The sequence below is a fragment of the Streptomyces prunicolor NBRC 13075 genome (assembly GCF_000367365.1).
In the GTDB taxonomy this organism is placed as follows: Bacteria; Actinomycetota; Actinomycetes; order Streptomycetales; family Streptomycetaceae; genus Streptomyces; species Streptomyces prunicolor.
This window is the reverse complement of record NZ_BARF01000085.1, coordinates 34,430-48,286: the sequence shown is the minus strand read 5'-3', so window position 1 is coordinate 48,286 and position 13,857 is coordinate 34,430. Positions and strand designations below refer to the sequence as shown.

Below are 13,857 nucleotides of genomic sequence, written 5' to 3'. Positions count from 1 at the left end.
AAGCGGCCGGGGAAGCAAGGGATCGCCACGAGGGTCTGCGGCGCGACCTCCACCCCATTCCGATCCCCCACCCTGATTCTGGACTTGCGGGTCCAATCTTTCCGCCTTACGGTGGCACCCGCGCCCTGACCCCTGACCTCCAGGGCATGACGGAGCGCCGAGCAACGGAGTGGATCATGTCGATGCGCCTTGAGGGCAGGACCGCCCTCGTGACCGGGGCGACCAGCAACATCGGGCGGGCGATCGCGGAGGCCTTCGCCCGCGAGGGGGCGTACGTCGCCGTCTCCGGCCGTAGCGCCGAGCGGGGCCAGGAGGTCGTCGACGGGATCCGCGCCCGGGGTGGCCGCGCCGACTTCGTGCGGGCCGACCTGGACGGCAGCGCCGCCGCCTCGCGAGCACTCGCTCAGGAGGCGACACGGGTCCTGGGCGGCCGTATCGACGTGCTGGTCAACAACGCCGGCATCTATCCCCACGCCACCACGGCGGCCACCGACGAGAAGACCTTCGACCAAGTCTACGCCGTGAACGTGAAGGCCCCGTACTTCCTGACCGCGGCCGTGGCCCCCGCGATGGTGGAGGCCGGCGGCGGGGCGATCATCAACCTCGGCTCCTGGATCGCGCGCCTGGGCATTCCCAGCCCCCTCTACAGCTCGACGAAGGGAGCCGTAGAGACGCTGACCCGGGCCTGGGCCGCGGAGTTCGGGCCGCAGGGCGTCCGCGTGAACGCCATCTCCCCGGGGGTGGTGCTGGCGCCGACGGCGAGGGAGACCCGGACCGCCGAGATCATGATGAAGGGCACCCCCGCGGGTCGGATGGGCACCCCCGACGAGATCGCGAACGCCGCCGTGTACCTGGCCGGTGACGACTCCTCGTTCGTGCACGGCATCGTGCTCGACGTCGACGGCGGCCGCACCACCGCCGCGGTCATCGCCCATTGACGCTCAGGCCCCCCACCCAAGGACTCCCGCCTACGGCACCCCCGCCTCAAACAGCACATACCCGGCGTACGACCCCGACGCCACGGCCGCGATGCCCAACAGCAGGCACAGCGTGGGCAGGCCGAGGGTCCGGAGCTTGACGGCGAGCGGGATGAAGAGGGGGAAGCACGGGAGCAGATAGCGGGAGACGTTGCCGAAGATCTGCTGGCTGCCCAGGACCAGGGCGAGGGTGAGCAGGGTGTAGACGGTGAGGACCGCCGGTGGGCGCAGGCGGATCAGGAGGGGGATCAGGAGTGCGGCCAGCAGGACGGTGAGCACGGCGATGGTGTCTTCGAAGGGGAACGCGAACAGGTAGTCGAAGCGACCGACCGCCATGGAGCTGAAGACGTCGGCGGTCTGCTTGCCGTAGTCGAAGGTGTGTCCCCAGGCGCCCTTCTGGAGCGCGAAGTAGCCGACCAGGTTGCCCATGCGGTTGCCGACCCAGAGGAGGTAGCCGACCAGGCCGAGCGGTGCGATCGCCATCGCGATCCATGGGCCCGCGAGGTTCTCCCGCCGCCGGTGGAGTGTCTGCAGCGCGGCGACGATCAGGGCCGCGATGAGCGCCACGGCGGTGGGGCGGTTGAGGCCGGCGGCGAAGGTGAGGACGCCCGCGGTGAGCCAGCGGTCGGTCATGACGGCGTGGCAGGCCCAGACCGCGAGGGCGATGTAGAGGGACTCCGAGTAGGCCGACCACTCCATGCCGGAGCCGGGCCAGACCGCCCACAGTCCGGCGGCGGCCAGCCCGGCTCGCCTGCCTCCGAAGCGGGCGGTGACGGCGTAGATGCCGAGCGCGGCGGCGAACGACGCGACGACCGAGACCAGCATCCCGGAGCCGTACAGACCCAGGCCCGTGCCGTCGGAGACGAGTCGCATCGTGGCCGGGTAGAGCGGGAAGAAGGCCGCCGAGTTGCCTTCGAGGGTGATCAGTCCGGTGGCGCCGGGGACCCGGACGAGCGCGGGGTCGTAGCCGTGTGCGGCGATCTGCTGGTACCACCAGCCGTCCCAGGTGGCGAGTACGTCCCAGGCGTGGGCGCCGCCGCCGAAGCGCGGGTTCCGCGTCCGGAAGCCGCCGTCGGAGTCCAGCAAGTACATGAAGACGGCGAAGCCGATGAGCTTCAGCACGCCGTACAGCGCGAGCACCGGGCCGTAGTGCCGGGCCATATGGCGGAGGCGTGCGCCAACGTCCTTGTGGAGGAGTGGAGTTGTGGTCGCGGAGATGGGCCGTATCAAGGTCGTCGTGTCGCTCATGCCGTGGTCGCCTCCGTCGCGTGGCGGCGACCGGTGCGGAACACCCAGGCCCGGAAGAGCAGGAAGCGTACGAGAGTTGCCGCGAGGTTGGCGGTGACCAGCACCCCGACTTCCGTACTGCGCGCGGGAGTTGGTGTCGTGCGGTGCAGGAGTGCCAGCGCGCCGCTGGTGAGGGCGAGGCCGACCGTGAAGACCAGGAGGCCCTGGGCCTGGTGGCGCAGGGCGCCGGCCCGGCCGCGCAGTCCGAAGGTCAGTCGGCGGTTCGCGGCCGTGTTGGCGAGGGCGCAGAGCAGCAACGCCAGCGCGTTGGCGGGTTGTCCGCCCGTCGCCGGGCGCAACGCGATGTACAGCAGGACGTATCCGACGGAGCTGACCGCTCCCACGGCGGCGAAGCGCAGCAGTTGACCGGGCAGGCCCGCCGCACGCGCGTCGTCGGTGGCCCGGCGCAGCCCCGCCGTCGGGAGTGTGCCGCGCGCCAACTGCCGTCCTATGCGGGCGATTCCGCGCAGGTCGGCCAGGGCCGTGGACAGGAGGTCGACCCGGCTGTCGGGGTCGTCCACCCAGTCGACCGGCACTTCATGGATCCGCAGTCCGGCCCGCTCGGCGAGCACCAGCATCTCGGTGTCGAAGAACCAGCCGGTGTCCTTCACCAGGGGCAGCAGCCGCTCGGCGACATCACGCCGTACCGCCTTGAAACCGCACTGCGCGTCGGAGAAGCCGACGGCGAGGGTGGAGCGCAACAGGGCGTTGTAGCAACGGGAGATGGCCTCCCGCTTGGGGCCGCGCACGACCTGAGAGCCGTGGGCCAGGCGGGTGCCGATCGCGAGGTCGGAGTGGCCGGAGATCAGCGGGGCTACCAGCGGGAGAAGTGCGGTCAGGTCGGTCGACAGGTCCACGTCGACATAGGCGAGCACGGGCGCCGGCGACCCGGACCAGGCCGCGTGCAGCGCCCGGCCCCGGCCCTTCTCCGCGAGCCGTAGCCACTCCAACTCGGGGAGTTCGGCGGCTAGTTGGGCCGCTATGCGCGGGGTGCCGTCCGTACTCGCGTTGTCCGCGACGGTGATGCGGAACGGGTACGGGAACGTCTCCGAGAGGTGTGCGTGCAGTCGCCGTACGCTCGGTTCGAGGTCCTTCTCCTCGTTGAACACGGGGACGACCACGTCGAGGACGGGCTCGCGGTGGTGTGCCGACACCGGTGTGCGGAACGGTAGTTGACTCGACCTGCTCGTCGTCATTGTCACGTTCTGTCCAAGTCTGTGGGCCGTCACGGGGCATGCCGATATCGCCTGCGGGCAGTACCGCGTTCAGGGATTGCGGGTGGGGGGTGTTCCGGCGGGCCGGGTTATCCGGAGTCCGCCGCGCCCACGGTCGCGGACGACTCCGTCGCCGGCGGTGACGTGGCCGGGCTCGTCAAGGTGCTCCGTCCGGTGGGCGCGCCGGTCGTCTCCGTGCCGGACGGCGGCGCTGATGTGTCGGTCGTGCTCGGGTCCGGGGACGAGGTGGTCGAACTCCCGGCCGGGGTCCCGGTCGGAGTGCTGGACGGCCCGGTGGAGCCGGTGGGCGTCGGGCTGGTGGTCCCGCTCGGGGTCGTGTCCGGTGTCAGGGTCGGGGTGGGGCCCGGGAGCGTCGGGCTCAGGGCCGGTCGGGGCAGCGGGGCCTGCGGCCGGTCGTCCACCCGGTCGTGGGGCAGCAGGAAGAAGCCGAGGCCGATTCCGGCGACGGCCAAGGCCGAGCCGACCGCCTTCCGCGCCGTGCGGACCCGGCGTCCGGACCGTACACCGGACCGGAGACGGGTCCGGTGCTTGGCTTCGAAGGGGGTGGTCTCCTGGGAGTCGCGCATCATCCGCGCGAGCTCCCGCTCGAAGTGGTCGAACTGATCGTGGTCGAAGTGGTCCATCAACTCCCCCTCATCCCACCGGTTCGATGACATCGCCGAGGATCCGGCGCAGCCGCGCCACGCCCCGTGACGCATGGGACCTGGCGGTGCCGACCGGGCACCCCAGCACTTCGGCGACCTGCCTGTCGGGCAGGTCCTGGTAATAGCGCAGGACCACGGCGGCCCGTTGCGCCGGCGGCAGTTGGGCCAGCGCCACCTCCAGCCGAGAGCGCTCCGCCACTACGGCGGACACGTCCCCGGCCTCCGCCCGGTCGGGCAGTTGCTCGACCGGGCGCTCACCCCACCAGCGCCGCCGCGCCGAACGGGCCGCCGCCCGCGCCAGGATCCTGCGCACGTACGGCTCGGGTGCCTCCTCGCCGATCCTCGGCCAGGCGAACCACAGCTTGACCATGGCCTCCTGGAGCAGGTCCTCGGCGCGGTGCCGATCGCCTCCCACGAGCAGACAGGCCAGATGGAACAACGCCGACCAGCGCGCTGCCACGAACCCGTCGAACCCGTCGGCCCGACTCTGTTCCATCCGTACCGTCCACCGTCCCCGTTTCGGGCAAGCCCCTTACACAGAGAGAAAGGCCGTGGACCCCGTACCGCGCTGCACTTGGGGGCTGTGATCCGGGTTACATCCCGTTCGGGGCTGAGCCGGTCCGGCGGGTGGTCAAGAGTGCGTCATGTGAGATCCGCGGCTGAGAGGGGCGGGGTCGGCGGACGTATGGGGAGAGCGAGCAGGCAGTAAGCACGATTCCCGACGAAGGGCACCTCCTTGATCCCGCGACGCATTGTCCTGAGCCTCGTCGCAGGCCTCGCCTCCACGCTGCTGCTGGGGGCGTGCGGTTCCTCGAACAGCGCCGGTTCCGACAGCACGGCTGCGGTGGACCCGGCCGCGTCGGCTCCCACGACCACGGCCTCGGCGCCGGCCGCCTCGACGCCGGCCGCCGACGCCACGACCACGGCGTACACCGTGACGGCCAGGGCGGTCGACGGCGTGGGCACGGTGGTCACCGACTCGAACGGGATGACCCTCTACCGCTACGACAAGGACGAGCCGAGCCCCTCCAAGTGGACGTGCAAGGGTGCGTGCGTGAAGACGTGGATACCGGTGATCGTGCCGGAGTCCGTGCAGACCTCGGGGGTCGCGAAGAGCCTCCTCGGCACGGTCCACCGCGACAGCCAACCTCAACTCACCCTCGCCGGCTGGCCGTTGTACCGATACGTCGGCGACACGGCGGCCGGACAGGCGAACGGCCAGGGCAAGGACGGCGTCTGGCACGCCGTGGCCCCGACCGGAGAAAAGGCCGCCGCGACGGGCTGACCCTCAGTCCCTGTGGCTGTCCCTCAGTCCTTGTAGTCGGGGGCGATCCGCTCCACGAGCCGGAGCAGCGCCGACCACGCGAAGTCGTACGCCTTGTCGTCCTGGAGGTCCGAGCTGTCGTCCTCGCCGGTGAGTTGGCGGGCGGTGAGTTCGCAGGTCTCGGGGCTGGGGACGACCAGGGGGGTGCCGGCGGCAGTGGCCGTGGTCTGGATCTCGCAGGCCTTGTCCAGGTAGTACATGCGCAGGAACGCCTGCGCGGGAGTCTCTCCTACGGTGAGCAGGCCGTGGTTGCGCAGGATCATCGCGGGGTGGCGGCCCAGGTCGGCGACCAGGCGGCGTTGTTCGGCGAGGTTGAGGGCGACGCCCTCGTAGTCGTGGTAGCCGAGCCTGCCGTAGAACTCCATGGAGATCTGGTTGAGCGGGAGCAGGCCGTGTTGCTGGGCGGCGACCGCGCAGCCCGCCCTGGTGTGGGTGTGCAGGACGCAGTGGGCGTCGGGGCGGGCCGCGTGGACGGCGCTGTGGATGACGAAGCCTGCCGGGTTGACCGGGTGTTGGGCCTCCTCGACGGCGCGGCCGGAGAGGTCGATCTTGACGAGGTTGGACGCGGTGATCTCCTCGAAGAGAAGGCCGTACGGGTTGATCAGGAAGTGGTGTTCGGGGCCCGGGAGGCGGACCGAGATGTGCGTGAAGATCAGGTCGGTCATCCGGAAGTGCGCCACGAGCCGGTAGACCGCGGCGAGTTCGCGGCGCAGCCGGAGTTCTTCCGTGGAGACAGTGGTGGCGTGCATGGGGACCTTTCGATGAGATACGGCACGTGCGGGTGCGGGTGGGAACTTCCGGATCGGCGGGTCAGACCACGCTCAACTCCGGTGCACTGGTGGCCTGTTCGCCCGCCAGGCGGCGGCGCCAGGCCCGCACCACGGCTTCCTCCGTCGGCTTGGTGAGGAGGCTGACGGCGACGTAGGCGACCAGGCCCGCCAACAGGCCGTAGTAGATCGGCTCGTTGGCGAGGAGGCCGTCTGTCACCATCAGGACGATCACCGTGGTGCCGCCCGCGATCATCGAGGCCATGGCGCCGGGGAGGTTGCCGCGCTTCCAGACGAGGCCGCCGAGGATGGGCACCAACAGGCCGCCGACCAGCAGGTTGTAGGCGACGGTGAGGGCCTCGATGACGTCGCCGAGGGCGCAGGCGATGCCCATCGCCGCGACGCCGAGGACGACGATCGCGAGCCGGTTCGAGCCGATCTCGTCATCCTGCGCACCGATCTCGTCGTCCTTCGGACCGGTGGCCGTACGGCGGCGCAGCCGGGCCCAGATGTCGTTGTTGGCGACGGTCGCCGAGGCGATCAGGGCGCCGCTCGCGGTGGACATCATCGCGGAGAGCGCGGCGGCCAGCACCAGGCCCCGGACGCCGGTGGGCAGGGCATGCCGGACGATCGTCGCGAACGCGTCGTCGGCGCTGGCGAGTTGGGGATAGAGGGACTTGGTGGCCATGCCGATGACGGCGCCTGCCAGGGCGTAGACCAGGCAGTAGACGCCGGCGACCGTGCCGCCCCAGGACGCGACCCTGTCGGAACGGGCCGTGAACACCCGCTGCCAGATGTCCTGTCCGATGAGCATGCCGAAGGTGTAGATCAGCACGAAGGTGACGATGGTCTGGCCGCCGATGGAGGTCGGGGAGAAGTAGCCGTCCGGCAGTCTGTCCGCCATCTCGGAGAAGCCGCCGGCCTTGACCACGGCGATGGGCAGCAGCAGGACCAGCACACCGAGGCTCTTGACCACGAACTGCACCATGTCGGTGAGGGTGATGGACCACATGCCGCCGAGCGCCGAGTAGCCGACGACGATCGTGCCGCCGATGACCACCGCGACCCAGCGCGGCACGTCGAAGAGGACGTCGAAGACACTGGCGTACGCGATCGTCGAGGTCACCACCAGCATCAGCGTGTAGATCCACATCACGATGCCGGAGATCACGGCGGCGGTGTCGCCGTAGCGCAGGGAGAGCATCTCGGCGACGGTGTAGACCTTGAGGCGGGCGATGCGGGCGGAGAAGAAGACGGACAGGGCCAGCAGTCCGAGGCCGATGGCGAAGACCATGGCGGCGCCGGAGATGCCGTAGGTGTAGCCGAGGCGTACGCCGCCGATGGTGGAGGCGCCGCCGAGGACGACGGCGGCCATCGTGCCGGTGTACATGAGCGGGCCCAGCCGTCGTCCGGCGACGAGGAAGTCGCTCTTGGACGCGGCGCGTTTCTTGCCCCACCAGCCCACGCCGATGATGCCCAGCAGGTATGCGGCCATGACGAAGTAGTCGACGGTCATCAGAGTCCTCCGGAAGCGGACGGAGCGGAGAGGTCGGAGAGATCGGAGAGAGTCGGCGACCGGGTGCGGGCCGGGCCGGGACATTGCCCTGCGAGTGGCATGACGATATCGGCGCCCGCGCTGGCGTCGCAGTTGCGGAACCATCCAATATGGAGGTGTCCAATGGATGAATCCGACAGTCGCGTGTGATGCCCCCGGCCGGGAAGATGCCCCCCTCATGACCAAGTCCATCAAGCCCACCCGGTCCACCGAGCCCACCGAACCCACCGAGTCCGACCAGCCCTCCGTGCCGCTGAGCGTGCTGCTCGCCGACCCCGCCCTGGACCTGCGCCAGATCGCGGGGCCGCCCGCCCGCGACCACCGGATCAGCACGGTAGGCACCACGGAGATCGAGGACCCCTCGCCCTATCTGGTGGGCGGCGAACTGCTGCTCACCGCGGGTGTACGGCTCCCGGCCGACGCGGCGGGCATCGACACGTACGTACGGCGGGTCGTCGGCGCCGGAGTGACCGCGCTCGGGTTCGGTGTCGTCCCCGTGCACGACGAGGTCCCGCCCGAACTGGTCGCCGCCTGCGACCGCCACGGGCTCCCTCTTCTACGGCTGCCGCCGGCCACCCCGTTCGTCGCGGTCGGGCAGGCCACCTACGCGGCGATCGCCGAGGTCCGCAACCGTGAGCTGCGCGAGATCTCCCGGGCCCAGTCGGCGCTGGCCGGTGCCGCCGCCCGGCCGGACGCGCTCCGGGCGGTGCTCACCCAGCTCAGCGGGCACACCGGCGCCTGGGCGGTCCTGCACGACGCCCGGGGCCACGAGTTGTTCAGCGCCGGTCCCCGGCCCGCGCCGCCGACGCCGGAGCGGGTGCGCGATCTCGCCGTGCGCACGATCGCCCGGGGCCGTACCGGTGCCGCCGGCCGGTCCGTTCCGACCGCGGCCGCCGACCACCGGGGCGGCACCCATCTGACCGTGCACACCCTGCCCGGCGCGGACGGCACCGCGACGGCCCTCGCCCTCGGCCAGGCCGCCGCCACCGCCCCGACCCTGGTCCACCGCCAAGTCACCAGTACGGCGGCGGTGTTGCTGGCCCTGCTCACCAGTCCACGGCACGCCCTGGGCACCGACACGCACAGCGCGGGCGCGTTGGTACGGCTGATGCTGGGGGCCGCCCCGGCCGACGTGGCGGCCTCGCTCGCGCCCGCCGACACCACGGAGGCTGCCGGACACTGGGTCGTGATCCACGGTCGGCATGCGTCCCCGCGCTCCGCCCAGGGCGACGATCCGGCCCAACTCGCCACGCTGGGAACGGCGTTGGGCACGCCTTACCTGTACATCGACGGCTCCGAGTTGAAGGCCCTGGTCGCCAGTGCGCCGGACGCGCGTCCCGAAGTGCCCGCACAGGCGGCGGACTTGGGCTGGGTCCTCGGGTTCAGCACACCCGCGCCCGCCTCGGACCTCGCGCGTGCCGATGTGCGGGCCGGGCGGGCCCTGCAACGCGCGATCGCGGCGCAGGTGCCCGCCGTCGTCCACACCAGGGACCCGCTCACCGTCCACGGGATCGTCCCGTCCACCGACGCCCGGGAGTTGGCCCGCACCCGCTTCGCCCCGCTCGACGGAGCCACTTCTCCGGGTGCCCCCGTCCTCCTCGACACCCTGCGAACCTGGCTTACGCTGCACGGCAGTTGGGACCGCACAGCGGCGGCCCTGCACGTCCACCGGAACACCGTGCGGCACCGGCTGGCACGGATCGCCGAACTGCTCGATGTGGACCTGCACGACCCCGGTGTGCGGATGGAACTCTGGTTCGCCCTGCACTGGTTGCCGGACGAGGACCAGGACCGCTCCGGTTAGCGCCTAGCGGTGGCCGTCGGAACGCTTGCGGTGGAGGGTGAAGTTCTCGAACACCGACAGGTCGCCGTTCGGCTTGTTCACGTTGTAGTAGGTCACGTGCATGCGGGTGGTGTCACCGGCGTGCCGGCCGGGGTCGACGGTGAACGCCGCGAAGCCGTAGGGGTGTTCGGTGTCCCGGACGCCGATCCAGACCGCCTCCTCCTGCGTGTACGTGGAGGTGCGCTTGCCGTTGGAGCCGGGCGTCGCCGAGACGGACGTGATCACCTTGCCGGTGCCGTCCTTGAAGAAGCTCTGGTTCGTGGTGCCCGAGACTCCGCCGCCGCCGAGGATCATGTGCACGGTGCCGAGGCCGGTGTCGATGTTGTCGGTGGCCGTGGAGACCGGGTTGGGGGTCAGCGTCTCGGTGCCGCTGACGACTCCCCGAACCGCCAGCGAGCGCTCGTAGTTGTGCTCGTGGCCGCACAGCACCAGGTCGACGCCGTACCGGTCGAAGAGGGGGCCGTACTTCTGGCGCAGGCCGAGGTCGGCGCCGTTCGCGTCGGTGGAGCTGACCATGACCTGGTGCATGGCGACGACGATCCAGTCGGTGTCGCGCGAGGCCCGGGCCGCCTTCAACTCCTTCTCCAGGAAGGTGAGTTGGCGTCCGCCGGAGTAGCCGCTGATGTAGACGTCGCCGCCGTCCTGGAGACAGTTGTCGTCGTTCTGCAGCACGATCACCCGCACCGAGCCGGCCGTGAACGCGTAGTACAGACCCGCGAGTTCGGCGTCGGTCTCGGTGGACGGGAGAGAGAAGTAGGCCTGGTAGGCGCCGAGTCCGATCGGGCCGTTGGCCTTCTCGATCTCGTGGTTGCCGGCCGCCGGCATCCAGGGGCGGAAGCGGGCCGAACGGGTGTTGTTGGTGAAGAAGTTGTTCCAGGTGCGCACCCGGTCGACGTCCAGGTTGGCGTAGCAGAGGTCGCCGTTGAGGAGGTGGAAGAGCGGGGCGACCTGCTCGATGCCGGTGACGATGTCCTTCGTCGCGGGGGTGGAGTTCGCGTCGAGGCCGACCGTGCCGTTGGCGGCCCAGGTGACCTGCGGGGCGGACTGGTCGCCGAAACTGGTGAAGGTGAGCGGCTTCCGTCCATGCGGCGCGGTGCGGAACGTGCCGCTGTCGGGCGTCGCCCCCTCGTGGGTGGCGAGGTAGAGGTAGTCGGTGTCCGGGGTGAGCCGGTTCAGCGCGGCGTGGTGGACGTAGACGGTGCGGCTGGAGGTGCCGTCGACGTAGGTGACGGTGCGGGCCTTGGCGCTGGAGCCGAAGCCGTGCTCCAGCGTGCCGTAGCGCACGACGGGTCTGGTCACCGGTTTGTCGGTGATCCACGAGACGTTCATCTGGCTGCGCGGGTCGGCGCCGAAGGTGAGGTGCAGGCCCTGGACCGGAGTTGCGCCGGAGGAGTCCGCGGTGAGGTGAAGGGCCGGGGCGGCGAGCGGTGCGGCCTGCGCCGTGCCTGCTCCCAGCAAGGGGGTGACGGCCGCGCCGGCGCCGGCCGTACCGAGGATTCCCAGCGCGTGACGCCGACTGACCCCCTCGGACGACTGCGTGGACCCGTCCGATGTCTCGGTCTGTGTGGTCATGGTGCCCTCCCTGGCGAGCAGTTGAGCTGACAACGTCCGCACATTGGCGCTTCCCGGCGGCCCCCGAGTGAACAGTGCGTTGCCAGACGGTCATCGCGGCCCGAGGGGCGGGCACCGGGGCCGATTCTTGCCCCGCGCTTTGCCAGGGACCGCCCCTTCGTTGACACGGGCGGGCGGCCGGGCGGGAGTCGGGGGTTCAATTCCGGCCACCGCCGAAGCCGCGTCACGGGCGCGTCAGGAATCGACCCTCCGGCGTCAGGCGCGCGCCAACACGGCGATACGTCCGCTCTCTTCGGCCTTTCGATGGGAGGCGGAAGTCCGTGTACGGCGAGGAGTGATCGGCGATGAACAGTGGCGGCGGGCGAACACGTGCCGTGGTCGGGGTGAGCGGTTCGCCGGGCAGTCTGGCGGCGCTGCACCGGGCGGTGCGGGAGGCCCGTCGTACCGGCGCCGAGCTGCTGGCCGTCCTCGCGTGGGAGCCGCCCGACGGTGAACTCGCCCACGGGCGCGCGATGTTGGCGCCCCCGGTGGCCGACCTCCGCCGCGCCGCCACCAACCGACTCCTCGCCGTACTCGACGCGGCCTTCGGCGACGCGGGCCCCGGGATCCCGTTCCAGGGCCTGGTCGTCCGGGGTACGGCGGGCCGCGCCCTGGTGGAGACCGCCGACCGCCCCGACGACCTCATGATCGTCGGCGCGGGCCCGCGAGGACCGCTCCGCGCCCTGTTCCCATCCGTCACCCGCGACTGCGTCACCCACGCCGCGTGCCCGGTGCTGACGGTGCCGCCGTCGCCCCTGGAGAGCGAGCTGGCCTCCCTGCACCGCCGTATCTCACTGCGGCTGGCGGTCGACACGCGGGAGTTGACGGAGGGCGGGGGCTGACGGGAGGGGGCGGGGCCCCGACCGGGCATCGCCCCCGTCAAGCATCCGTCAGCGAGGCACCCCTACCCCCACCCCACGGGCATAGCTTCGAAGAGCGCCCGGCCGCACCGGCCGGGCCCCGCGCATCACCTTCCGCAAGGAGCCGCACGATGTCTCCAGGCGACCAAGCCGAGCACGCCGACCATGCCGAGGGCCTCAAGGACGCCGAGGACTCCGAGCCCGCCGAGCGGTTCCCGGCCGGACTTCTCCACGTCCCGGTCCGGTCGGGTCCCGCGGGCTGCACGGCCCGGTTCTTCCGTACCCCGCTGGGCGGCCGTACGGCGGTCGGCTACAACCTCGTCGGCCGCCCGCCGGTCGTCGCGGTGGCCGACGGCATCGCGCGCATGCTGGTCCGCCGCGCGCGAGTCGCTGGACGACTTGACATCCTCCCCCACCTAAAGGCGGGGTAGTCCAGCGGTCGCCCGCTGGGGTTCCTGCTTCATCGACGACCGCCCCGTCCGGGAGGACTCCCGTTGAGGTCTTACACCGTCTCCACAGGCAGACACGGCCAGCCCGGCCGCGAGAATGTTCTTCGCCGCGTTCACGTCGCGGTCGTGCACCACGCCGCACTCGCACGTCCACTCGCGGACGTTCAACGGCAGCTTCGTCCGGATCGTGCCGCAGGCCCCGCACAGCTTCGAGCTGGGGAACCAGCGGTCGACGATCACGAGTTCGCGCCCGTACCAGGCGCACTTGTACTCCAGCATCGTCCGCATGTCGCGCCAGGCCGCGTCCGAGATGGCCCGGGCGAGCCTGCCGTTCTTGACCATGTTGCGGACGGTGAGGTCCTCGATCACGACCGTTTGGTTCTCACGGACGAGTCGAGTGGTCAGCTTGTGCAGGTGGTCACGCCTGCGGTCGGTGATACGGGCGTAGACCTTGGCTGCCTTCAGCCGGGCCCTGGCCCGGTTCGCGGAGCCCTTCTCCTTGCGGGACACCTCCCGCTGGGCCTTCGCGAGGCGGGCCCGGTCACGGCGTTCGTGCCGGGGATTGGTGATCTTCTCCCCGGTGGACAGGGTCACCAGAGAGGTGATCCCCGCGTCGATGCCGACCGCCGTGGTGGCCGGGGCCGGGGTGACCGCGTCGTCGCAGAGCAGCGACACGAACCAGCGCCCGGCCGCGTCCTGGGACACGGTCACCGTGGAGGGCTGCGCCCCTTCGGGGAGCGGCCTCGACCACACGACGTCCAGGGGCTCACGCATCTTGGCGAGCGTCAGGACACCGTCGCGGTAACGGAACGCCGAGCTGGTGTACTCCGCCGACCGGCGGACTTCTTCCTCGACTTGAACTGCGGGTACTTCGCCCGTCCCTCGAAGAAGCCGGTGAACGCGCCTTGCAGGTGCCGCAGGCACTGCTGCAAGGGCACCGAGGACACCTCGGCCAGGAAGGCCAGTTCCTCGGTCTTCTTCCACGCGGTGAGCATCGCCGACGTCGCGTTGTAGTTGACCCGCTCCTGCCGCTGGTACCACGCGGTGGTACGGGCTTCGAGAGCCAGGTTGTAGACCTTCGGCACGCAGCCGAACGTGCGCGACAGCTCCGTTGCCTGCGCATCGTCCGGGTGGAAGCGGTACTTGAACGCCCGCTTCACGCGAGTGGCCATATCTCACAATCTACCGTGCCGGATCGTGACTACCTGACGGCTGTCGGTGATGAACGCCGGATCACCCTGAGGGCGATCCGGCTCTCCCAGCCCTGCTCCGCAGGAGTCCGATACCTCCCCGGCCTGCACGCCG

12 protein-coding genes and 1 pseudogene are annotated in these 13,857 nt (G+C 70.8%); 5 read left to right on the top strand and 8 right to left on the bottom strand.

From position 1 onward, the window contains the following. The first annotated feature begins 176 nt into the window (after positions 1–176). Positions 177–938 (top strand): SDR family NAD(P)-dependent oxidoreductase, encoded by a 762-nt coding sequence (locus SPR02S_RS36095; protein ID WP_019061886.1) that lies wholly within the window; start codon positions 177–179, stop codon positions 936–938. Between the two features lie 30 nt (positions 939–968). Here the strand turns inward: SPR02S_RS36095 and SPR02S_RS36090 are convergent, their stop codons facing one another. The 4 genes from SPR02S_RS36090 to SPR02S_RS36075 form a co-directional block, all read right to left on the bottom strand. Beyond that, a complete protein-coding gene (locus SPR02S_RS36090) occupies positions 969–2,225 on the bottom strand; it encodes a putative hexosyltransferase (protein WP_026151164.1) in 1,257 nt (418 codons plus the stop codon). Continuing rightward, positions 2,222–3,460 (bottom strand): bifunctional glycosyltransferase family 2/GtrA family protein, encoded by a 1,239-nt coding sequence (locus SPR02S_RS36085; protein ID WP_026151163.1) that lies wholly within the window; start codon positions 3,458–3,460, stop codon positions 2,222–2,224. The genes SPR02S_RS36090 and SPR02S_RS36085 overlap by 4 nt, the downstream gene beginning before the upstream one ends. A 107-nt stretch (positions 3,461–3,567) precedes the next feature. Continuing rightward, on the bottom strand, positions 3,568–4,122 hold the full coding sequence (locus SPR02S_RS36080; protein WP_043258726.1) for a hypothetical protein: 555 nt from the start codon (positions 4,120–4,122) through the stop codon (positions 3,568–3,570). Positions 4,123–4,132: 10 nt separating this feature from the next. After that, complete coding sequence (locus SPR02S_RS36075; RefSeq protein ID WP_019061883.1) at positions 4,133–4,639, bottom strand: SigE family RNA polymerase sigma factor; 507 nt, start codon at positions 4,637–4,639, stop codon at positions 4,133–4,135. 240 nt (positions 4,640–4,879) lie between these two features. Between SPR02S_RS36075 and SPR02S_RS57145 the strand changes: the two genes are divergently transcribed. Continuing rightward, positions 4,880–5,428 (top strand): hypothetical protein, encoded by a 549-nt coding sequence (locus tag SPR02S_RS57145; RefSeq protein ID WP_019061882.1) that lies wholly within the window; start codon positions 4,880–4,882, stop codon positions 5,426–5,428. A gap of 23 nt (positions 5,429–5,451) precedes the next feature. Here the strand turns inward: SPR02S_RS57145 and SPR02S_RS36065 are convergent, their stop codons facing one another. Then, entirely contained in the window at positions 5,452–6,216 is a 765-nt protein-coding gene (locus tag SPR02S_RS36065) for a class II aldolase/adducin family protein (RefSeq protein WP_019061881.1), read from the bottom strand. A 61-nt stretch (positions 6,217–6,277) separates the two neighbouring features. After that, the gene (locus tag SPR02S_RS36060; RefSeq protein WP_019061880.1) at positions 6,278–7,750 is read right to left on the bottom strand and encodes a sodium:solute symporter family protein; all 1,473 of its coding nucleotides are present in this window, start codon (positions 7,748–7,750) and stop codon (positions 6,278–6,280) included. A gap of 217 nt (positions 7,751–7,967) precedes the next feature. On the opposite strand from SPR02S_RS36060, the gene SPR02S_RS36055 reads away from it, so the two are divergent. After that, positions 7,968–9,593 carry a PucR family transcriptional regulator gene (locus SPR02S_RS36055; protein WP_019061879.1) on the top strand — a complete coding sequence of 542 codons (1,626 nt, stop codon included), beginning with the start codon at positions 7,968–7,970 and terminating at the stop codon, positions 9,591–9,593. Positions 9,594–9,596: 3 nt separating this feature from the next. Here SPR02S_RS36055 and SPR02S_RS36050 read toward each other — a convergent pair whose 3' ends face one another. Then, positions 9,597–11,204 carry a purple acid phosphatase family protein gene (locus tag SPR02S_RS36050; protein ID WP_019061878.1) on the bottom strand — a complete coding sequence of 536 codons (1,608 nt, stop codon included), beginning with the start codon at positions 11,202–11,204 and terminating at the stop codon, positions 9,597–9,599. Positions 11,205–11,548: 344 nt separating this feature from the next. On the opposite strand from SPR02S_RS36050, the gene SPR02S_RS36045 reads away from it, so the two are divergent. Next, positions 11,549–12,085 (top strand): universal stress protein, encoded by a 537-nt coding sequence (locus SPR02S_RS36045; protein WP_019061877.1) that lies wholly within the window; start codon positions 11,549–11,551, stop codon positions 12,083–12,085. 149 nt (positions 12,086–12,234) lie between these two features. Further along, the gene (locus SPR02S_RS66270; RefSeq protein ID WP_019061876.1) at positions 12,235–12,534 is read left to right on the top strand and encodes a hypothetical protein; all 300 of its coding nucleotides are present in this window, start codon (positions 12,235–12,237) and stop codon (positions 12,532–12,534) included. Here the strand turns inward: SPR02S_RS66270 and SPR02S_RS57135 are convergent. After that, positions 12,520–13,724, bottom strand: a pseudogene (locus SPR02S_RS57135) (RNA-guided endonuclease InsQ/TnpB family protein). The gene SPR02S_RS66270 and the pseudogene SPR02S_RS57135 overlap by 15 nt on opposite strands. Positions 13,725–13,857 lie beyond the last annotated feature (133 nt).